Consider the following 20,236-nt stretch of genomic DNA (forward strand, 5'->3'; position numbering starts at 1 on the left):
ATGACCGTTGCCGAAATCCTAATCCTGGTCGGCCTCGTCATCGTGGCCGGCCTGCTGGTCGCCGTGCTGATGCTGCTCCTGCGCATGCGCGGCAATGGCGACGGCAACCACGTCGAGCGCCTCGAGCGCGAACTGCGCCAGGAGCTGCAATCGAGCGCCCAGGCTACGCGCCAGGAACTGTCCTCTCATTTGGCGCAATATCACAATGCCACCGTCCAGCAACTGGACAGCATGCGCCAGCAGATGCAGCTGCATTCCAGTAGCGGGCGTGAGGAACAGGCGCGCGCACTGAAGCGCTTCGCCGACACCTTGCAGCAGACGCTGGGCAATCTCACCGAATCGAACGCCCAGCGCATGCTCGAGGTGCGCACCACGCTGGAAACCAAGATCCGCGACTTGCAAAACGATAACGCCAAGCGCCTCGAAGAGATGCGCCAGACGGTCGACGAAAAACTGCATGCGACGCTGGAGACGCGCCTCTCCGAATCGTTCCGCCAGGTGTCGGAGCGGCTGGAAAAAGTGCACCAGGGCCTGGGCGAGATGCAGCAGCTGGCGATCGGCGTGGGCGACCTGAAGCGGGTGCTCACGAACGTCAAGACCCGCGGCACCTGGGGCGAGGTGCAACTGGAAATGCTGCTGGAGCAGGTGCTCACTGTTGAGCAGTATGCCAAGAACGTCGAGACGGTGGCCGGTTCGAACGCGCGGGTCGAGTTCGCGATCAAGCTGCCCGGCGCGGGCGATGGCGGCAAGCCGGTATGGCTGCCGATCGACGCCAAGTTCCCCAAGGAGCAGTACGAACGCCTGCTGGCGGCAGCCGATGTCGCCGATGCCGATGGCGTGGCGCGCGCCGGCGCCGAGCTGGAACGGGCGGTGCGGGGCGAAGCGCGCACCATCTGCGACAAATACGTGTCGCCGCCGCAGACCACCGACTTCGCCATCCTGTTCCTGCCCACCGAGGGCCTGTACGCCGAGGTGATGCGCCGTCCCGGCCTGGCCGACGACCTGCAGCGCACCTTGCGGGTGACGATCGCCGGTCCGTCGACCCTGGCCGCGCTGTTGAACAGCCTGCAGATGGGCTTTCGCACGCTGGCGCTCGAGAAGCGTTCTTCCGAGGTGTGGCAGGTGCTGGGCGCGGTCAAGACCGAGTTCACCAAGTTCGGCGACGTGCTGGCGACCACCAAGCTGACGCTGGAGAAGGCCGCCAAGAACATCGAAAACGCCGAGGTGCGCAGCCGTCAGATGGCGCGCAAGCTCAAGTCGGTGGAGGCGTTGCCGAGCGAGGCGGCGCAGCTGATGCTGGGGCCGGATGGCCTGGAGCGGGACGACTGACGTTCGGCCGCTCTGGCGTTCTCAATGAGAGGCGCCGAGCATGTTGGTGCGCAGCTTTTTGGTGAGCGATCCCGTGAAGCGACGCGCCGTTACACGGTGGCCCGGCATCAATATGGGAAGCGTTTGGGGCCATGCGGACTTGGTCACGATTAGCGCTTCCTGATGACGAGATCGAGGCCCAGCAAGTTGAGGACGTCGATCACCTTTTGTGCCTGGACCGTTTCCTTGCCGTGTTCGAGGTCGATGATGAACCTGTTCCCAAGTCCCGCCAGGCCCGACACGTCTACTTGCGTCAATTTCTGGGCCTTGCGTGTTTGCCGGATCAGTTTGCCAAGTTCACCTACCGATGTAATGGAGATCTCATCAACGGTATTGCGCGGCGTCTCCATACCTTTTCCTTTCAACCCGATCGGTAAGATTTGAAGTGATTATGCCTGAAAATTGGGCGAAAATCACCGATCGGTAAGGATTGCTATGATCTTGAGCAAAAAACGACCGTGCAATACCGATCGGTAAGATTTTTTTATTGTTTTAGAACAGGCCCTCGAACGGCAGAATATCCACCATCTCTCCCGCCGCGACACTGCCTTGCCCATCATGCAGCACAACCATGCAATTCGCCTCCGACATCGAGCGCAGGATGCCCGAGCCCTGCGACCCGGTGATGCGCACTTCAGGTTCCCCGTCCGCCCCGCGCGCGACGATGCCGCGCTGGTATTCGGTACGCCCAGGCTTCTTGCGGATCGCCTCGCTTGATCGCGCACGCAGCAGCGGCAGCGGCGCCTCGGCCCCCATCATGCGCAGCAGCGCCTCGCGCGCGAAGAAGTAGAACGACACCATCACCGCCACTGGATTGCCCGGCAGCCCGAACAAGAAAGCGCTGCGGCCGTTGGACGATACCCGGCCGAAGGCCAGCGGCCGGCCCGGACGCATGCCGATCTTCCAGAACGTCACGTCGCCCAGCCGGGCCATCACCTGCCTGGTGTAGTCGGCCGCGCCCACCGACACGCCGCCCGAGGTGATGATCGCGTCGGCGTTCTCGCAGGCGGTGCGCAGCGCTTCTTCCAGTGCTTCGGGACTGTCGCGCACCACGCCCATGTCGATGATCTCGCAACCCAGGCGCTGCAGCATGCCGTAGATCGTGTAGCGGTTGCTGTCATAGACGCAACCTTCATCGAGCGTTTCGCCGATCGAGCGCAATTCATCGCCGGTCGAGAAGAAGGCGACGCGCAGGCGGCGCTGAACGGGGATCTCGGCGAAGCCGAGTGAGGCGCACAGGCCCAGGTCGGCCGGACGGATGACGCGGCCGGCCTTCAACGCAGCGCTGCCGGCCTTCAGGTCTTCGCCGGCCAGGCGGCGGTTGTCCCCCGCACGAATCGCGCCGGCGCGCAGGGTGACCGTGTCGTCGGTCGTGCTCTCGGCGAATTCCTGCGGCAGCACGCTGTCGCAACCGGCCGGCATCACTCCGCCGGTCATGATGCGCACGCATTCGCCGGGATTGATAACGATGTCGAGCGGCTTGCCGGCATAGGCGATGCCGACCACGTTCAAGGTGACGGTGCCGTCGGCCGGCAGGTCGCCGCCGCGCAGCGCGTAGCCATCCATGGCCGAGTTGTCGTGCGCCGGCACGTTGATCGGCGAGACCAGGTCACGCGCCAACACGCGGCCGAGCGCAGTGCGCAGCGCGACCATCTCGACCGCGCGCACGGGTTGCACGAAGTCGCGGATGATGCGCTGGGCGTCCTGCACGCGCAGGGCGTCCGGATCGTAGCCGTTGATGCAGCTCGCTACCTGGGCCAGGCTGGCGGGAAAGGGCGGAGAAGCGTCGTCCAGCCCGCGCAGCTCGTCCAGCGTATTGATGTTGCGGAAGGCGTCGGCGTCGTCGAAGACCACTTCGACCGCCTTCAGGTCGCGGTGCCAGCCGTCGACGCGGCGGCCGCCCTCGGCAAGATAGGCCGACAGCTGAGGCAGGCGGTCCACGCGCACCAGGCAGAACACGGGATGCGGCTGTGGGCGCTGGCCGGCTTCCTGCGTTGCGGCGTAGGCGACGTCGGCGTCGGCTGCCTCCAGCGCGGTGGACAAGCGAGAAGCCAGGTCGGCCGGCAGGAAGGGCGAGTCGCAGGGGACGGCCAGCAGGTAGGGCGTGGCACAGTGGCGCAGGCCGGCTTCGAGACCGGCGAGCGGCCCCGGGTAGGGTTCCACTCCGTCGGCTATCTCATCCGGCAACACCATCACATCGAACCCGCGATAAGTGTCGAGATTGCGGTTGGCGCTGATCGCCACCGGCCCGACCTGCGGCCGCAGGCGCGCCAGCACGTGCTCGACCATGGTGCTCGACCGGAAGGGCTGCAAGCCCTTGTCGACATTGCCCATGCGCGAGCCGCGACCGCCCGCCAATACCAGTCCGCTGATCATCCCTTGTTCCATCATCCGCCTATATAGGACATTTCAACCTTGCGCGCCCCGTCGCGCTGCCCGATGCCGGTCTGGGCCGTACGTGTCTCTGAATAGCGGTCGGCCCGTCCGCGCCACAGCTGGGCAATGGCGCCCGACAGTTCGAGGTCGCTGCGATCGGCGCGCAGCAACGCGCGCAGGTCGTGGCCGCGGGTGGCGAACAGGCAGGTGTACAGCTTGCCTTCGGTCGACAGGCGCAGGCGCGAACAGTCGCCGCAGAAGGCCTGGGTGACGCTCGAGATGACGCCGATCTCGCCGCTGCCGTCCGCGTAGCGCCAGCGCGAGGCGGTCTCGCCGCTGTAGTTGGCCGCGACCGGTTCGAGCGGCAGCTCGGCCGAGATGCGCCGCACCACTTCGTGCGACGGTACGACGTCGCGCATATTCCAGCCGTTCGAGGCGCCGACGTCCATGAATTCGATGAAGCGCAGGATGGTCGGCGAGCCCTTGAAGTGGCGCGCCATGGGCAGGATCTGGTCGTCGTTGGTGCCGCCCTTGACCACCATATTGACCTTGACCGGCCCAAGGCCGGCCGCGTGGGCGGCGTCGATGCCGTTCAGTACGTCGGCGACGGCGAAGTCGACGTCGTTCATGCTGCGGAACACCGTGTCGTCCATCGCGTCGAGCGAGACCGTGACGCGGTCCAGGCCGGCGTCTTTCAGGGCCTGGGCCTTGCGCGCCAGGATCGAGCCGTTGGTGGTGAGCGTGAGGTCGAGCGGACGGCCGCTGGGCGTCGGCAGCGCGCGCAGCATCGCGACCAGGCGTTCGAGGTTCTTGCGCAGCAGCGGCTCGCCGCCGGTCAGGCGCAGCTTCTCGACGCCATGCGCGATGAACAGCCGCGCCACGCGCGTGATTTCCTCGAACGACAGCAGGTCGCCGTGCGGCAGGTACTGGTAATCCTTGTCGAACACTTCCTTCGGCATGCAGTACACGCAGCGGAAGTTGCAGCGGTCGGTGACCGAGATGCGCAGGTCGTGCAGGGGCCGGCCGAGGGCGTCGCTCAAGAGGCCGGTCGGAGCTTCGGGCACGGCCGGGACCTGCAGCGCGGATGATCGCAGGTCATTGATCAGAATGATTTTTTCAGCCATTTCAGTACGATAGCACGGTGCTGATGAAGCTGCCCGTGCCGATCCAGATGGAAGTGCTGCGGCTTAACGCAGTCCAATAAAAAACGCCGTTCCCGGCTATGCGGGAACGGCGTATGGGTCTTCCCGACTAGCGCTTACTGGCGCGTCGTATCGACCTGCACCAGCGGCTCGTCGACCGGCGCGACCACGGCCTTGCGGGCGCGGCCCAGGCGAACCGGGGTTGCCACTGCGGCTTCCTGGGCGGCGCGCAGTTTTTCAGGGTCGGTGGCTGCCAGTTGCAGGCCGGCCTGGGCCAGCACGTCGTCCAGCTTGGCCGGTGCTTCGACAGGCGCTGCCGGCGCTGCCGGAGCAGCAGCCAGCGCGGCGCCAGGCGCCGGGGCGCTGACCGCAGGCACGGCGGCTGGCGTCGGCGCGACGGTGATGGCCGGTGCGGCTGCAGGAGCCGTCTCGACCGCCGATGCGGCGACCGGTGCAGCCACCGGCGCGGTGTCGACCACCGGAGCCGGTGCTGGCGCCTGCTCGACCGGAGCCGGGGCAGGTGCAACTGCCGGGGCCGGCGCAGGTGCAGGCTCGGCGGCGGCACTTGCCGCAGCCACCGACGCAGCCGTCGGGAACATGTTCTGCTGAGCAGCAACCGAAGCCGCAGTCGGGAACGGGATCTGCTCGGCAGCCACTGGCGCCGGTGCGACCGGGGCAGCAGGTGCTGGAACTGGTGCAGGAGCAGGAGCAGGAGCAGGAGCGGCAGCCTTCTCGGCCTCCGCTTTCTCAGCCGCCACCGACGCCGAGGTCGGGAACGGCCATGCATCCTGGGCAGTGGCGCGTGCCGGCTTGGCCTTGGCTGCCTTGGCGGCTGCGGCAACCTTGGCCGCTTCTTCATCGGCTACCGGGGTGAATGCCGGCGCTTCGTCCGAACCTTCCAGCGCCTCGCAGCCCTCGACCTGGTCACGGTCGCGGCGGTTGCGGTTGCGGCCACCACGGCGGCGGCGGCGGCGTGGCTCGTCGCCATCGCCTTCGCCATCGAGTTCTTCGCCATCCGGGCCGATCGTCGTCACCGACTTCACGACCTGCTGCACGATTTCCTGGCTGCCTTCGGGACCGGTCGTGCTCACCGAGACGACCTCGGTGGAAACGACCTGGCTCACGCTCACTTCATCGAGCTTGGCTTCGATGGCCTGGGTGGTGCGTTCGGTACGCTCGGTACGCTCGCGCGGCTGGCGTGGCTGGCGCTCCTTGCGCTCAGGACGCTCGGTGGCTTCGACACGCGGTGCGCCTTCGACCAGCTCGCGCGGCTCACGCGGCTCGCGTGGCTTGCGCTCGCGTGGCTGACGTGGCTGGCGGCCTTCGCGGGTCTCTTCGCCCGGTGCGCCCTTGGTAACTTCCTCGCCCGGCGCGCCCTTGGCGACGGTGGTGGCAACCGCGTCGCGCTCTTCGCGCTCACGGCCCGGCTTGGCGCCGCGTTCGCCATTGCGGCCGCCGTTGCGGCCACCCTTGTTGCGGTTGTTGCGCTCGCCGCGCTCGGCTGGCGCAGGCGCGGCCGGCTTCTCGGCCACGGCTGGCGCCGGAGCCGGTTCTTCAGGTTTGCCGAAGAAGAAGTCGCGCAGGCGGCCAAAGAAACTCTTCTCGGCCGGCGCAGGAGCAGGAGCGGCGGCCGGGGCGGCTGCGGCTTTCACCGGCTTGGCCGCTTCGCTGCGGTCGACCACCGGGGCCGGCTGGGCCGGGGTGATGGTCTTGACGACGGCTTCCTGGCGTGGCTTCGCTTCTTCTTTCTGGCGCTTGGCGTAGGCCATGTCGGTGTCGGCGGTCTCGGCCATCGCATAGCTGGCGTGCGCGTCTTCCAGGCGCGGATCGTCGTGCTTGATGCGCTCGAGCTTGTAGTGCGGGGTGTCCAGATGCTTGTTCGGGATCAGGATCACGGTGATGCGGTGGCGGTTCTCGATCTTGAGCACTTCGCCGCGCTTTTCGTTCAGCAGGAAGGCAGCGACGTCGACCGGCACTTGCACGTGGATCGCGGCCGAATTCTCTTTCATGGCCTCTTCCTGGATGATACGCAGGACTTGCAGGGCCGACGATTCGGTATCACGGATGTGGCCGGTGCCCGAGCAGCGCGGGCAGGTCACGTGCGAGCCTTCCGACAGCGAAGGACGCAGGCGCTGGCGCGAAAGCTCCATCAAGCCAAACCGCGAAATCTTGCCCATCTGGACGCGGGCGCGGTCGTGGTGCAGGGCGTCCTTGAGACGCTGCTCGACTTCGCGCTGGTTCTTGGCCACTTCCATGTCGATGAAGTCGATCACGATCAGGCCGCCCAGGTCGCGCAGGCGCAGCTGGCGGGCGACTTCGTCGGCCGCTTCGCAGTTGGTGTTGAAGGCGGTGGTCTCGATGTCCGAGCCGCGGGTGGCGCGGGCCGAGTTGACGTCGATGGAGACCAGGGCTTCGGTGTGGTCGATCACGATCGCGCCGCCCGATGGCAGCGGCACGGTGCGCGCGTAGGCGGTCTCGATCTGGTGTTCGATCTGGAAACGCGAGAACAGCGGCACGTCGTCGCTATAACGCTTCACGCGGTGCGCCATGTCGGGCATCACGTGGCTCATGAACTGCTGGGCCTGTTCGTAGATCTCGTCGGTGTCGATCAGGACTTCGCCGATATCGGGCTGGAAGTAATCGCGGATGGCGCGGATGACCAGCGACGATTCCTGGTAGATCAGGAAAGCGCCGGCGGACGACTTGCCGGCGCCTTCGATTGCGCGCCACAGCTGCATCAGGTAGTTCAAGTCCCACTGCAGCTCTTCGACGTTGCGGCCGATGCCGGCGGTGCGGGCGATCACCGACATGCCTTGCGGCAGGTCGAGCTTGTCCATGGTTTCGCGCAGTTCCTGACGCTCTTCGCCTTCGACGCGGCGCGACACGCCGCCGCCGCGCGGATTGTTCGGCATCAAGACCAGGTAGCGGCCGGCCAGCGAGATGAACGAGGTCAGGGCGGCGCCCTTGTTACCGCGCTCTTCTTTCTCGACCTGGACCATGATTTCCTGGCCTTCGCGCAGCGCTTCCTTGATGGAGCAGTTGCGGACGTCGACGCCCTCGCGGAAATACGTGCGGGCGACTTCTTTGAAGGGGAGGAATCCGTGGCGGTCTTCGCCGTAGGAGACGAAGCAGGCTTCGAGGGAGGGTTCGATGCGGGTGATGACACCCTTGTAGATATTGGACTTGCGCTGTTCGCGACCGGCAGTCTCGATATCGATGTCGATCAGTTTTTGACCGTCGACGATCGCTACGCGCAGCTCCTCTTGCTGCGTAGCGTTAAACAACATGCGTTTCATTTTTATAAACTCCGCGACCCGTGGGCCGTGTGATGGCCGCCCTCGCGGGCGGCGCAGCTACAGGGATGTATGCGGGGATGGGAGTTCAGGAGGGGGAATGCCCGTAGCGTGCGATACAGCGAGAAAAACCGCTGCAGCAACAGGGCGCTGTGGGGCCGAACGTCATTGTCTACGCACGCCGCAACCTCAGCCGGCCGATTGCCACCACGTTGGGGTTGGCACAGCGGCGAGCGAAAGGGACGTGCTAACAGCCAGCCGGATCGATGCCAGCAACCGTCCAGGACCTGGAGGCGAACAGACAGCCTTGCTCAAGTCATGAGGATGGTTCTGCATCGAGCCCGGCGAAAAACGACAAGCGTTATCGACACCATCACCCGGCAAGCAAGATCTGCTTGCCGGTACTTATCCTTAAGAATCCTGACAATCCAATCCTGCATCCTTGCGCGCAACCCGATTACAACTGCAGGTGCAACCCTGATCGGCGCGAGGATGTGCGTACACATTTCTTTCCATCGAATTTGCAATGAGCAGGGCCGATGGAGCGCGCCCCTGTGTAAAATATCGTTTTAATTCTTACACCAGCAGAGGTTTGACCGCCGCCTGTCGATTATATATTCAAAATGAAGGACTTACAGAGAATTTCTGGGAAGACAGAGCGAATGGCGACCCAAAACGATGTTGTTTCCCCTTCATCACAACAGGCTCTGCAGGCGCAGTTCGTGACAATCGGCGAAGAAGACGCCGGACAGCGTATCGATAACTACCTGTTGCGTGTCTGTAAAGGCGTACCGAAGAGTCATATTTACCGCATCCTCCGTTCGGGTGAGGTCCGTGTCAACAAGGGCCGCATCGACCAGCTGTACCGGCTGGCCGAGGGCGATACCGTGCGCATCCCGCCGATCCGCATCGCCGAAAAAGCCAATAATGACACCGTGCCGGGAACCGAATTCCCCATCGTGTTTGAAGACGCGCATTTACTCGTCATTAACAAGCCGGCCGGCGTGGCCGTGCATGGCGGCTCCGGCGTGTCCTACGGCGTGATCGAGCAGTTGCGCGCGGCGCGGCCGGACGCCAAGTTCCTGGAACTGGTGCACCGACTCGACCGCGAAACCTCGGGCCTGCTCCTGATCGGCAAGAAGCGCAGCGCGCTGACAAACCTGCACGACCAGATGCGCGACGGCACGACCGACAAACGTTATTTCGCGGCCGTGAAGGGCGACTGGCAGAACAAGCGCCAGCACGTCAAATTGCCGCTGCATAAATACACGACGGCCGATGGCGAGAAGCGGGTCGTGGTCCAGGCCGGTGGCCAGGAGGCGCACACGATTTTCAATCTATTGAAAAAATGGCAGCATTTCGCCTTGCTCGAAGCTGAGCTCAAGACCGGCCGCACGCACCAGATCCGTGTCCACCTGGCATCAAGCGGCTTCCCGATCCTGGGCGACGAAAAGTATGGCGACTTCGCATTCAATAAACAGTTGCACAAGGCGGGGCAGGGACGCGGGGCGCTCAAGCGTATGTTCCTGCACGCGCACCAGATCACGTTCACCCACCCGGACAGCGGCGAGCGGATGACCTTGCGCGCGCCGATGCCGGAAGAGTGCGAGCGGTTCTTGGTAAGCTTGGGAGGCGCAAGTGCGTGATATAAGCTTGCGCACGACCAAAAAACTACGGAGACAGGCGCCCTGGGCTGCCGCTAACTAATGGCAAGAAAACAATTTGACCTGATCGTGTTCGACTGGGACGGCACGCTGATGGACAGCACGGCCGCCATCGTCAAGTGCATCCAGGCGGCGGCGCGCGACCTCGGCCTGCCGGTTCCGAGCGACAGCTCGGCCGCCCACGTCATCGGCCTCGGCCTGGCCGAGGCAATGCAGGCGGTGATGCCCGACATCCAGCCGGCCATGTACCCGCGCATGGTCGAGCGCTACCGCTACCACTTCCTCACCAAGGACCACGAACTGGTGCTGTTCAAGGGCGTTCGGGAGATGTTGGCCGATCTTAACAACGAGGGTTACTTCCTGGCCGTGGCCACCGGCAAGAGCCGGGTAGGCCTTAACCGGGCCCTGAACGCCACTGGCCTGCTGTCGATCTTCGACGCTACACGTTGCGCGGATGAGACATTTTCGAAACCCCATCCGGCCATGCTGCAAGAACTGACCCGCGAGCTGGGCCAGGACCTGCGCCGCACCGTGATGATCGGCGACACCACCCACGATCTTTTGATGGCGAACAATGCCGGCGCGTCCGGCATCGCCGTCGAGTTCGGCGCTCACCCCGTGTCCCAGCTGCAAGCCTGCCATCCACTGTTCTCGGCGCGCTCGATCCCCGAGCTGCATGCCTGGCTGCTCGAGCATGCCTGAAGCAGGGAGTTTGCAGATGGCGGAAGATGAGCGCCTGTTCGTGTGCGATGCCGATGATTTGATCGACTCCGGCCGCGGCGTGCGCTTTGCGCTGCTGGCCTGGGGGCAGCCGGCCACCGGTTTCGTGATCCGCCACGGCGGCCAGGTCTATGGCTACCTGAACCGCTGCGCCCACGTTCCGATCGAGCTCGACTGGCGCGAAGGGGAATTCTTCGAGTCCGGCGGCCAGTACCTGATGTGCGCCACCCACGGCGCGGTCTACGAGCCCGGCAGCGGCAAGTGCACCGGCGGCCCGTGCCGCGGCGGGCGCCTGCATCCGATCACCGTACATGAAGGCGCGGGCGAGATATACTGGCTGCCCGACGAGCGGTTCCGCGCACCTGCGCAGGGATAGCGCTCGCCGTCGACCCATCCGACTTTATGAGTGACCAAACGAACCACCCCGGCGACAGCCGGCTCGCATCGAATCCGACGATTGGCAACTGGGAGCGCGAAACGCTCGAGAAACTGGTGTTCGCCACCGTCCAGGAGCGGCGCCGCGCCCGGCGCTGGAGCATTTTCTTCAAACTGAGTTTCCTCACCGTGGCCCTGCTGGCGCTGTGGGCCTATTACGACTTCAATTTCGGCAGCGGCGACGTCGAAAACCTGGGCCGCCATACGGCCCTGATCGAAATCAACGGCGAGATCGAAGCAGAGGGCAGCGGCGCGGCCGATACCGTGATTCCTTCGCTGAACAAGGCGTTTTCCGATCCCGGCTCGGCGGCGGTGGTGCTGCGCATCGACAGCCCCGGCGGCAGCCCGGTGCAGGCCGGCATCATCGTGGACGAGATCCAGCGCCTCAAGCGCGGCTACCCCGATAAACCGCTGTACGTGGTGGTGGACGAGATCTGCGCTTCGGGCGGCTACTACATCGCCTCGGCGGCCGACCGCATCTATGTCAACAAGGCCTCGATCGTCGGCTCGGTGGGCGTGCTGATGGACAGCTTCGGCTTCACCGGCACCATGGACAAGCTCGGCATCGAGCGGCGCCTGATGACGGCCGGCGAGAACAAGGGTTTCATGGATCCGTTCAGCCCGCAGTCCGCGAAGCACCGCGAGCACGCCCAGGAGATGCTCAACGAGATCCACCAGCAATTCATCGAGGTGGTGCGGGCCGGGCGCGGCAAGCGCCTGAAGGAAACCCCGGAAACCTTCTCCGGCCTGTACTGGACCGGCGCCAAGGCGGTCGACATGGGCCTGGCCGACGCCTTCGGCACCGTCGACACGGTGGCGCGCGACATCGTCAAGGCCGAGGACATCGTCGATTACACGGCGCACGAAGGCCTGCCAGAAAGGGTGCTCAAGAAATTTGGCGCCGCGGTCGGCGAAAGCGCGGTCAAGGCGGCGTATCACGGCGCCGTGCCGAAATTGCGCTGAGCATTTTGTACTTGAATACAGACGGCGAGCGTCTATAGTGGAACGGTAGCGCGAGCAGCAAGGGTCAAGAGGCAAATGCTTCGGTCGGCCCGGACGGCGACACGCTATCGACCGCACGCGGTGCGGTTTTCGAGAGAATTCAATTCCTCATGGTAGTACGTCCCTGGGAGGCTTGCCGCATGGCGCGCCTGCCGCAGGAACGGAAACGACGGCCTTGGCCGTCGTTTCCATTTTTGCACTTCACCAATTTGCACTTCATCGGCTTGTACCTCATCGGTACGGCTACCGCTCTCTTCCAGTTTTTCCGTGGCCCTGTTTTCCGGTCTCATCGGGTGCCTCCGGCGTCCTGCCGGGAGGCGTGCCGGTTCAGGTACAAGTGCCGCACTGCCGGGAATCGCCGTCGCGATCCGAACGGCAGGGGGACTGCGAATTCTGCTGCGTAGGGTATTGGTTATTTTGTTGTGGGACCTGCAAGCCACCTTGTGACAAGTTCGCTTGTGGCGGATACCACATCGCCGGCTTTCGCAAGGGTGTCAGCTGCTCGTGCTGGGCGAAGCCGCCACGGTCGAGCCACGCCTGGTGGTCGCGCACGGTGCGGGCATACCAGGCGGCGCGCAGCGGTGGGTGGCCGCCATGGAGGTGGGGGAGGCCGCCGCCGCGCCAGCGCGCCATGGCGAGTCGGGTTGGGAAAAGCGCCGCGTGGTCCTTGGCGAGCCGTTGGCGCGCACAATGGGACTCTTGAGCGGAAAGCTTTCCATTTGCTGTGTCGAGATCGTCGTTCACGTTCATTCCTATCCTCTGGCTATGGCTTCCTCATAACAAAGACGCCTTAGGTGCCGTTAGGCGGATTCCTAACGTGTTGAAGTCTATCAATGCGAATTTCGAAAGGCTTGACACTGCTCAAATTAACGAATGCATGCAAAATGGGTCAGAGGTAACGCTACCAACTAGCCCGATATGGCTAACAGATTGTCCCGATAACGCTAACAGATTTGACTGGCAACGCTTTGCCCAGGCGCCCGCGCATCTGGTAAAGTCTCGGCCCATGAGTAAATTGTCCCTAGACCGTATCCTGCAATCGCAGGGATTCGGCACCCGCAAATATTGCCGCGCGCTGATCGAGGACGGCGACGTCGCCGTCAACGGCGAGACCTTCGACAGCTACAAGGCCACCTTCGACACCGACGGTCTGGTCCTGACCGTGTTCGACGAAGAATGGCCGTATCGCGAGCACGCCTATATCGCGCTGTACAAGCCGGCCAACTTCGAATGCTCGCGCAAGCCGAGCCACCATCCGGGCGTGCTGACCTTGCTGCCAGAACAGTTCACCTGGCGCGATGTGCAGCCGGTCGGCCGCCTCGACCACGACACCACGGGCATGCTCCTGATGTCGGACGACGGCCCCTTCATCCACGCCCAGTCCTCGCCCAAGCGCCACGTGCCCAAGGTCTACCAGGCCACGACCGCCGAGCCGGTGACAGCCGAGCTGGTCGCCCACATGCTGGCCGGCGTGCAGCTGAACGACGAACCGGCGCCTTTGACGGCGGTATCCTGTGTCCAGCGCGGCGAACATACCCTCGAGATCGTCCTGGAGCAGGGCAAATACCACCAGGTCAAACGGATGCTGGCCGCCGCCGGCAATCACTGCAGCGCGCTGCACCGCTCGCAGATCGGCGGCCTGACCCTGGAATCGCTCGGCCTTGAAGAGGGCGAATGGTGCTTCCTGGACCAGGCCCAGCTTGACCTGCTGGTGCCTGCCTGAACAAGGCGGGCCCAAGGGCGTAGAAGTCGCCGCATGCCTGAGTGCAATACGTGCGACATCGATAAGAAATATCCGCGACACTTACGCGCGATGGCAACTGAACATCAGTTGCTGCACGAACGTTTTGATATAGAACAATAAATATGCACGCTTATCGCCCGAGACTTCCCCACGCCATCGCCCTGATTCCGCTCCTGCTGGCCTTGCCAGCATTGGCCCAAACCGCGCCGCAAACCCTGGCCGAATGCGCCGCCATCGCCGACGGCAGCCAGCGCCTGACCTGCTTCGACGGCGTCGTCGCCAGCCAGGCGTCGGCTGCCGCGGGTGCCGGTCCGGCCACTGCGGCCGTGGCCACGCCCACCACCCCGGCCGCCGTGCCGCCGGTGCCGACCACGGCGCCGATAGCCGAGGGCGCTTTCGATGCGCCGCGCACCAGCGCGGTGGACCGCACCGCCTCGGTCGACCCGGTGGTGCAGGCCGCGGCCCAGTACACGCTGAGCAGCCACTGGGAGCTCGACTCGCGTGACAAGCGCGGCGTGTTCAAGTTCCGTCCGCACCACCCGAGCTATCTGATCGCGACCCGGACCCACCGTCCGAACGAAGAGCCTTACCGCGATTTTTGGGAGGCAGACCCGGATGCCGAAGGTTTGTCGAAGGCCGAGCTCGAATTCCAGCTCAGCTTCAAGATGAAGCTGGTCGAGACGCTGTTCGAATTGCCGGTCGACGTCTGGTTCGGCTACACCCAGAACAGCTTCTGGCAGGCCGCCAACCACGAAGCGTCCAGCCCCTTCCGCGAGACCAATTACCAGCCCGAGGTCATGGTCGTCACGCCGCTCGACTACGCGCTAGCCGGCGTCAATGTGCGTTTCCTGAACCTGGGCTTCGTGCACCAGTCGAATGGTCAGTCTTCGACCCTGTCGCGCAGCTGGAACCGCTTCTACGCCCAGGTCGGCCTGGAGCGCGGTCCGCTGAGCATGACTGTCAAGGCCTGGAAGCGGGTCAATGAATCGGCCGAAGACGACAACAACCCGGATATCATCGACTACATGGGCCGCTTCGAAGTGGCTGGCAACTATCGCCTGAACGGCGGGCATGAGCTGTCGGCCCTGGTGCGGCGCAACTTCAGCACCGACAAGGGCGCGGTCCAGGTCGGCTGGGCCTTCCCGCTGGCCGGCCCGGTCAAGGGTTATATCAATGCCTTCGCCGGCTATGGACAGAGCATGATCGACTACAACTATTTCCAGCGCAGCGTCGGCGCCGGTGTCATCGTTAAATATTGATCTGTAGAATGGCGGGCTCGATTCCCGGAGTCCGCCCATGAAACTCGCCACCCTCGACGACGGCACCCGCGACGGCCAGCTGGCCGTGGTGTCGCGTGACCTCAAAACCGCCCACGTCGCCGACGGTATCGCGCCCAGCCTGCGCGCCGCCCTCGACGACTGGGGTTTTATCGCGCCCCAGCTCGACGCCCTGTACCGCCAACTGAACGAGGGCACGGCGCGCCGTCCGTTCGACTTCGACCCGGCCCGCTGCATGGCCCCGCTGCCGCGCGCGAGCGGGCGCGTGTGCGGCGCCGCCTACCTGCATCACCACGAGCTGGAGCGCCGCGCCCTGGGTCGCGAACTGCCGGCGGCATGGCGCGAGGCGCCGCAGCTGGCCTGGGCGGCGAGCGACGGTTTCCTCGGTCCGCGGCAAGAGCTGGTGCTGGCGCGCGAGGAATGGGGCATCGATTTCGGCGCCGAACTGGCAGTCGTGAGCGGCGACCTGGCGCAGGGCGCGACGCCGGACCAGGCGCACGGCCAGATTCGCCTGCTGTTGCTGGCCAATGCCGTGACCTTGCAGAACCTGGTGGCGGATGAGCGGGCCGCGGGCCTGGGCCTGCTGCATGCAAAGCCGGCAACTGCGTTCGCGCCGGTGGCGGTGACGCCGGACGAGCTGGGCGAGGCCTGGCGCGGCGGCAAGGCCGCGCTGCCGCTGCGGGTGGTGTGGAACGGCAATCCGGTCGGCACCCTGGAGGCGGGCGAGGACATGGCCTTCAATTTCCCGCAATTGCTGGCGGCGCTGGCCGGCAGCCGCAAGGTCGCGGCGGGCACGGTCGTCGGCGCCGGCGTGGTGGCGAACCGCGCAACGCGCCGCCACACCCCGGGTTACGCCAGCATCGCCACCCAGCGCTGGCAGGAAACGATCGATGGCGGCGAAGCCGTCACCCAGTACCTGCGTTTCGGCGACACGGTGCGCATCGAGATGCTCGATGAGAACGGCAAATCGCTGTTTGGGGCGATCGAGCAGACGCTCAAACATCCGGATTCGGCCTGAGACACTTGCACGTCGCCCCCGCGGAGGCGGGGGCCTAAGTTTGCATGCAGCCCTGTGGTGCGGGCAGCACTTGGATCCCCGCCTTCGCGGGGATGACGTTGGTTATGGGTAACTATTGTTCAACGTTGCGAGTTCCAGAATTCGTCGGAAACGCGCTCGCCACCTACACGCACCTCCACCGGCCGGCTGACACGGCGCAGCGCGTCGGCGCGCAGCAGGCGGCCGTCCGGCTCGTGCAGCCGGTACCACAGGAAGGCCACGCCGGACAGGGACAGGCGTTCGCCGCCGAACAGGTTGCCGCGCACCTGGGTCAGGCCTTCCAGCCGCAGGTCGACGTCCAGCACCAGGGCGCCGGCGCTGCGCTCGGCCTGGCCGAGGTAGCGCGCGGCGGTGAACAGGGGGCTCTTGTCGCTGGCCTCGCCCGCCCGTAAGCCCTCGGTGAAGGCGTCGACCGCCTTCAGCTGGGCCCTGGCGGCGGCCTCGACGGCCTGCAGCTCTTTCTTGAGCTCGCCCTTGGCGGCGTCGGCCAGCACCTCCAGCCGCGCCGCGTGCTGGGCCAGCACCGACCGTTCCGCTCCCACCAGCCTGACCTGGTCGAGCAGGCGGGTGTGGCGCGCGATGTCGAGTTCGCCCATATAGCCGCCGCTCAGTCCGGCGAGGCGGGTAGGGCAGCTGCGCGCGAGCGCGCTGGCGAACAGGGCGCGCGCGCCGTCGCCATAGGCGCTGCCGGCCAGCGTGGCGTCGCTCTTGAACAGGCTGGCCAGGTCGGCGCCGGCGCGCAGCAATACCGTGGGCGCCGTGAGCCAGATCAGCGGTATTGCCGGGCGGCGGTCAGCCGATTCCGGGGTCTGCGCGTTAATGTAGCGTTGCAGCTCGAGATTGCGCTCGGCCAATTCCTGCGCGGTGCGTGCAAGGGCGCCGTCGACGGTGCGCGCCGCCACCACGCCCTGGCTGACGACCGGGTCGTACAGGGTGACCTGGCGATCCTGGGGCAGGCCGGCGCAGACTTCATGTGCGAGTTCCAGCGCCAGGTCGAAGGCGCGCGCCAGGCCGGCGGCGCCGAGCTTGCCCGCTTCGACGTTGCCGCTCAAGGCCTTGGCCTGGACCGGCGGCAGGCGCGCCAGCAGTTCGGCGCGCTCGGCTTCGGCCAGCGCCTGCCGGGTTTCCGCTTCCAGCAGGCGGGCCCGGGCTTCCAGTAATTCGGGGGAAGGGACGCCCTGCGGCCGGGCCGTCCCCGGGTACAGCGCGCTCAGGCATAACACAATGCAGAAAATGAGCATTTGCGGATTGCGATTATGTTTCGCCATGGTCCACCTTATTTGTGAACAAGAAATAAATCTATCCAAATGTCACTGGAGAAAAGTGTAACAATTTGTCGAGAAATATTAGGAGAAGTTTCAGGGCGATTGATTGGCAGATCGCAACCTACCTAGAATCGTCGAATTGTTCTTGCACAATCAATGGCTTGCATTACGGGACAGAGCATTTGTGACATTGGGATAGAATCCTTGCCCGGGCACGTTTGCCGGAAAATCAACGAGAAATGCGCTAGAATTGACGAGTTAACAAAGTGGTTCTATGAGTATTAATAACCTTCCCATGGCCGGCCTCGAAATCGGCTTTGCCACATCGCTGATCTGCTCCCTCCTGCTCGTGTTCACCACACGCTGGCATGGGCGCTATTCGCTTGACGCGACGCGCGGTGTGCAGAAATTCCATATCACTCCGACCCCGCGCATCGGCGGCGCCGCCATCATGATCGGCCTGTGGATGGCGCTGGGCGTCCTGCCGCAGGCGCAGCAGGAACTGCTGCTGCCGGTGCTGGTGGCCGCCTTGCCGGCCTTCGTGTTCGGCCTGGCCGAAGACCTGACCCGCACCGTCTCGGTGCGCGCGCGCCTGCTGGCGACCATGGCCAGCGGTGCGGTCTGCTGGTTCCTGACCGGCGTCACCCTGCAATACACCGGCCTGGCGCTGATCGACGGCCTGCTGGGCTGGCTGCCGTTCTCGGTGCTGTTCACCGCCTTCGCGGTGGGCGGCGTGGCCAATGCGGTCAATATCATCGACGGTTTCAACGGCCTGGCCAGCGGCACGGTCGTGATCGGCCTGGCCACCCTGGGCCTGATCGCCCTGGGCGCCGGCGACGTCCACCTGGCACAGCTGTGCTTCGTGATCTGCGCGGTGACGGCCGGCTTCTTCGTCGTCAATTTCCCGTTTGGTAAATTATTCCTCGGCGACGGCGGCGCCTACCTGCTGGGCTTCCTGCTGGCCTGGCTGTCGGTGATGCTGGTCTACCGCAATCCGTCGGTCTCGGCCTGGGCCCCGCTGCTGGCCTGCGCCTACCCGGTCTTCGAAACGCTGTTCACCATCTGCCGCCGCCTGTGGTGCCGCCGCCATCCGGGCCATCCGGACAGCTGGCACCTGCACAGCCTGGTCAAGACGGCGATCACCGCGCGCTACCTGCGCATGCTGCCGGCGCCGCTGCGCAATGCCTGCGTGTCGCCGGTGTCGTGGAGCATTGCCCTGGTGCCGGCCGCGCTGGCCGTCAACCATGCCGGCACGCCCGACGTGCTGATGCAGGGTGTGGTCGCCAGTTTCGCGCTGTACCTGGGCGTCTACGGCCTGGTGGTTGCCGCCTGGCGCGCCCGCCGCCGCCTGCCGACCCATATGGCCGCCGCCCCGCTGGCGCCGGCCACCACGGCCACGGTCAAGGTGGTCAAGCCGATCGCCAACCCAATCGCCCCGATCGTCCCGATGTCGGCGCCGGTCATCTCTCCGGTCATCGTGGCGGCCCGCGTCGCCAAGCCGAGCGCGGCCAACCAGGCAACGCCCTTGTCTGACCTCGGCCGCGAGCAGCCGGCCCGGGCCTTCGTCCGCCGGCGTATGTAATTCCTACCAGCCGCGAACAGCGGCTGGTTTCCCGTCCTGTTTTCTTGCTAGCCGCACGGCAATTCCGGCGATAATTTCATTTGCGCGGTACAAAGGCGCATGTGACATAGTTTTGGCGGAGTAGCGATGTCGGAAGATAGCGACGCAGAGAAGACAGAAGACGCATCGCCCCGTAAGATCGAGAAGGCGCGCGAGGAAGGCGACGTTCCCAGATCGCGGGAACTGGCCACCTTCACCGTCCTGATCACCGCCGGCGCTTGCCTGTGGGCCTTTGGCGGCATGCTCGTCGGTAAACTGAGCCTGGCGCTCAAGTCCGGCCTGTCGCTGGATCGCGAACAGGTCTTCAATCCCGCTATCCTGATCGAACGCATCCTCAACGACCTGGTGGGCGTGCTGCTGGCCTGCCTGCCGATCGCCGGCGCCATCATGCTCATCGCCCTGGTGTCGCCGCTGCTGATCGGCGGCTGGCTGTTCTCGTCCAAGGCGTTCATGCCCAATTTCGGGAAGCTGAACCCGATCAAGGGTATTGGCAATATGTTCTCGAAAAACGCCCTGGTCGAGCTGTTCAAGGCGGTCGCCAAGACCATCGTGGTCGGCGTGGTGGCCTATATCGTCGTCAGCGGCCAGAAGGAGGCGATGCTGGGCCTGGCGGTCGAGCCCCTCAACGAAAGCAGCGCCCACGTGGGCGCCATGATCGGCAAATCCTTCCTGTTCATCGTCGGCGCGCTGGGCTTCATCGCCCTGATTGACGGTCCTTACCAGTTATGGCACTGGAAAGACAAACTGAAAATGACGCGCCAGGAAATGATCCAGGAATCGAAGGAGTCGGACGGCAATCCTCAGATTAAGGGGAAGATTCGCCAGCTGCAGCGCGAAATGGCCCGGGGCCGGATGATGCAAAATGTTCCCACTGCAGATGTGATCGTCACTAACCCGACCCACTATGCAGTGGCGCTGAAGTATACGGATGGCAAAGGCGCGCCGCGGGTCGTGGCCAAGGGCATCGACGACGTGGCCGCCAAGATCCGCGAGCTGGGCCAGGAACACAAGGTCACGCTGATGGAAGCCCCGGCCCTGGCCCGCGCCCTGTACAAGCATACCGATATCGACGACGAGATCCCGGAAAAGCTGTACTCGGCGGTGGCGGAAGTGCTGGCTTATGTCTACCAGCTGCGCGCCTACAAGAAGGGTGACGGGGATTACCCGGATCGCCCGACGAAGTTGAAAGTGCCTGACGAGATGGACCCGCTGAACCCGGCGTCGCAAGCGCCGCCTAAGCCAGGGGGGCCGAATTGAACTGATCACGGAGTG

Annotated in this window: 16 protein-coding genes; 10 read left to right on the top strand and 6 right to left on the bottom strand. The window is 64.9% G+C overall.

Annotation, left to right across the window (positions count from 1 at the left end; all coding sequences use genetic code 11):
* Complete coding sequence (locus FVD38_RS19785) at positions 1-1,329, top strand: DNA recombination protein RmuC (RefSeq protein ID WP_147936397.1); 1,329 nt, start codon at positions 1-3, stop codon at positions 1,327-1,329.
* Between the two features lie 149 nt (positions 1,330-1,478).
* Here FVD38_RS19785 and FVD38_RS19790 read toward each other — a convergent pair whose 3' ends face one another.
* The 4 genes from FVD38_RS19790 to FVD38_RS19805 all read right to left on the bottom strand — a co-directional run bounded on the left by FVD38_RS19790 (position 1,479) and on the right by FVD38_RS19805 (position 8,182).
* Positions 1,479-1,718, bottom strand: a complete 240-nt coding sequence (locus FVD38_RS19790) for a type II toxin-antitoxin system Y4mF family antitoxin (RefSeq protein ID WP_147936398.1) — start codon at positions 1,716-1,718, stop codon at positions 1,479-1,481.
* Between the two features lie 142 nt (positions 1,719-1,860).
* Positions 1,861-3,744: a molybdopterin molybdotransferase MoeA gene (gene moeA, locus FVD38_RS19795; RefSeq protein WP_147936399.1), complete on the bottom strand. Its 1,884-nt coding sequence runs from the start codon at positions 3,742-3,744 to the stop codon at positions 1,861-1,863.
* Positions 3,745-3,755: 11 nt separating this feature from the next.
* Entirely contained in the window at positions 3,756-4,868 is a 1,113-nt protein-coding gene (moaA, locus tag FVD38_RS19800; RefSeq protein WP_147936400.1) for a GTP 3',8-cyclase MoaA, read from the bottom strand.
* A 134-nt stretch (positions 4,869-5,002) separates the two neighbouring features.
* A complete protein-coding gene (locus tag FVD38_RS19805) occupies positions 5,003-8,182 on the bottom strand; it encodes an Rne/Rng family ribonuclease (protein WP_147936401.1) in 3,180 nt (1,059 codons plus the stop codon).
* 659 nt (positions 8,183-8,841) lie between these two features.
* Between FVD38_RS19805 and FVD38_RS19810 the strand changes: the two genes are divergently transcribed.
* From FVD38_RS19810 to FVD38_RS19825, 4 genes are read left to right on the top strand one after another with little or no spacing between them, the layout of a single operon-like run.
* Positions 8,842-9,825, top strand: a complete 984-nt coding sequence (locus FVD38_RS19810; RefSeq protein WP_183407470.1) for an RluA family pseudouridine synthase — start codon at positions 8,842-8,844, stop codon at positions 9,823-9,825.
* Between the two features lie 60 nt (positions 9,826-9,885).
* Complete coding sequence (locus FVD38_RS19815) at positions 9,886-10,545, top strand: HAD-IIIA family hydrolase (protein WP_147936402.1); 660 nt, start codon at positions 9,886-9,888, stop codon at positions 10,543-10,545.
* Positions 10,546-10,561: 16 nt separating this feature from the next.
* Positions 10,562-10,939: a Rieske (2Fe-2S) protein gene (locus FVD38_RS19820; RefSeq protein ID WP_147936403.1), complete on the top strand. Its 378-nt coding sequence runs from the start codon at positions 10,562-10,564 to the stop codon at positions 10,937-10,939.
* A 26-nt stretch (positions 10,940-10,965) separates the two neighbouring features.
* Complete coding sequence (locus FVD38_RS19825; protein WP_147936404.1) at positions 10,966-11,961, top strand: S49 family peptidase; 996 nt, start codon at positions 10,966-10,968, stop codon at positions 11,959-11,961.
* Positions 11,962-12,327: 366 nt separating this feature from the next.
* Here FVD38_RS19825 and FVD38_RS19830 read toward each other — a convergent pair whose 3' ends face one another.
* Positions 12,328-12,744 carry a hypothetical protein gene (locus FVD38_RS19830; RefSeq protein WP_147936405.1) on the bottom strand — a complete coding sequence of 139 codons (417 nt, stop codon included), beginning with the start codon at positions 12,742-12,744 and terminating at the stop codon, positions 12,328-12,330.
* A gap of 262 nt (positions 12,745-13,006) precedes the next feature.
* Here FVD38_RS19830 and FVD38_RS19835 point away from each other — a divergent pair, with 262 nt between their 5' ends.
* The 3 genes from FVD38_RS19835 (at position 13,007) to FVD38_RS19845 (ending at position 16,039) form a co-directional block, all read left to right on the top strand.
* On the top strand, positions 13,007-13,723 hold the full coding sequence (locus FVD38_RS19835; RefSeq protein ID WP_147936406.1) for a pseudouridine synthase: 717 nt from the start codon (positions 13,007-13,009) through the stop codon (positions 13,721-13,723).
* Between the two features lie 143 nt (positions 13,724-13,866).
* Entirely contained in the window at positions 13,867-15,003 is a 1,137-nt protein-coding gene (locus FVD38_RS19840) for a phospholipase A (RefSeq protein WP_147936407.1), read from the top strand.
* Between the two features lie 37 nt (positions 15,004-15,040).
* Complete coding sequence (locus FVD38_RS19845) at positions 15,041-16,039, top strand: fumarylacetoacetate hydrolase family protein (RefSeq protein WP_147936408.1); 999 nt, start codon at positions 15,041-15,043, stop codon at positions 16,037-16,039.
* Between the two features lie 119 nt (positions 16,040-16,158).
* Here the strand turns inward: FVD38_RS19845 and FVD38_RS19850 are convergent, their stop codons facing one another.
* Positions 16,159-17,346 carry a hypothetical protein gene (locus tag FVD38_RS19850; RefSeq protein WP_147936409.1) on the bottom strand — a complete coding sequence of 396 codons (1,188 nt, stop codon included), beginning with the start codon at positions 17,344-17,346 and terminating at the stop codon, positions 16,159-16,161.
* A gap of 292 nt (positions 17,347-17,638) precedes the next feature.
* Between FVD38_RS19850 and FVD38_RS19855 the strand changes: the two genes are divergently transcribed.
* Together FVD38_RS19855 and flhB are read left to right on the top strand one after the other, a co-directional pair.
* Positions 17,639-18,925, top strand: a complete 1,287-nt coding sequence (locus tag FVD38_RS19855; RefSeq protein ID WP_229493852.1) for an MraY family glycosyltransferase — start codon at positions 17,639-17,641, stop codon at positions 18,923-18,925.
* Positions 18,926-19,051: 126 nt separating this feature from the next.
* A complete protein-coding gene (gene flhB / locus FVD38_RS19860) occupies positions 19,052-20,221 on the top strand; it encodes a flagellar biosynthesis protein FlhB (protein ID WP_147936411.1) in 1,170 nt (389 codons plus the stop codon).
* Positions 20,222-20,236 lie beyond the last annotated feature (15 nt).

It is taken from the genome of Massilia arenae, assembly GCF_008014745.1.
In the GTDB taxonomy this organism is placed as follows: Bacteria; Pseudomonadota; Gammaproteobacteria; order Burkholderiales; family Burkholderiaceae_D; genus Telluria; species Telluria arenae.

What these genes read in the sequence shown, in the direction of transcription:
- flhB (WP_147936411.1), top strand. Translation starts at nt 19,052, where the DNA reads ATGTCGGAAGATAGCGACGCAGAGAAGACAGAAGACGCATCGCCCCGT.
- FVD38_RS19785 (WP_147936397.1), top strand. Translation starts at nt 1, where the DNA reads ATGACCGTTGCCGAAATCCTAATCCTGGTCGGCCTCGTCATCGTGGCC.
- FVD38_RS19840 (WP_147936407.1), top strand. Translation starts at nt 13,867, where the DNA reads ATGCACGCTTATCGCCCGAGACTTCCCCACGCCATCGCCCTGATTCCG.
- FVD38_RS19835 (WP_147936406.1), top strand. Translation starts at nt 13,007, where the DNA reads ATGAGTAAATTGTCCCTAGACCGTATCCTGCAATCGCAGGGATTCGGC.
- FVD38_RS19810 (WP_183407470.1), top strand. Translation starts at nt 8,842, where the DNA reads ATGGCGACCCAAAACGATGTTGTTTCCCCTTCATCACAACAGGCTCTG.
- FVD38_RS19790 (WP_147936398.1), bottom strand. Translation starts at nt 1,718, where the DNA reads ATGGAGACGCCGCGCAATACCGTTGATGAGATCTCCATTACATCGGTA.
- FVD38_RS19815 (WP_147936402.1), top strand. Translation starts at nt 9,886, where the DNA reads ATGGCAAGAAAACAATTTGACCTGATCGTGTTCGACTGGGACGGCACG.
- moaA (WP_147936400.1), bottom strand. Translation starts at nt 4,868, where the DNA reads ATGGCTGAAAAAATCATTCTGATCAATGACCTGCGATCATCCGCGCTG.
- FVD38_RS19850 (WP_147936409.1), bottom strand. Translation starts at nt 17,346, where the DNA reads ATGGCGAAACATAATCGCAATCCGCAAATGCTCATTTTCTGCATTGTG.
- moeA (WP_147936399.1), bottom strand. Translation starts at nt 3,744, where the DNA reads ATGATCAGCGGACTGGTATTGGCGGGCGGTCGCGGCTCGCGCATGGGC.
- FVD38_RS19820 (WP_147936403.1), top strand. Translation starts at nt 10,562, where the DNA reads ATGGCGGAAGATGAGCGCCTGTTCGTGTGCGATGCCGATGATTTGATC.
- FVD38_RS19825 (WP_147936404.1), top strand. Translation starts at nt 10,966, where the DNA reads ATGAGTGACCAAACGAACCACCCCGGCGACAGCCGGCTCGCATCGAAT.
- FVD38_RS19845 (WP_147936408.1), top strand. Translation starts at nt 15,041, where the DNA reads ATGAAACTCGCCACCCTCGACGACGGCACCCGCGACGGCCAGCTGGCC.
- FVD38_RS19855 (WP_229493852.1), top strand. Translation starts at nt 17,639, where the DNA reads ATGGCCGGCCTCGAAATCGGCTTTGCCACATCGCTGATCTGCTCCCTC.
- FVD38_RS19805 (WP_147936401.1), bottom strand. Translation starts at nt 8,182, where the DNA reads ATGAAACGCATGTTGTTTAACGCTACGCAGCAAGAGGAGCTGCGCGTA.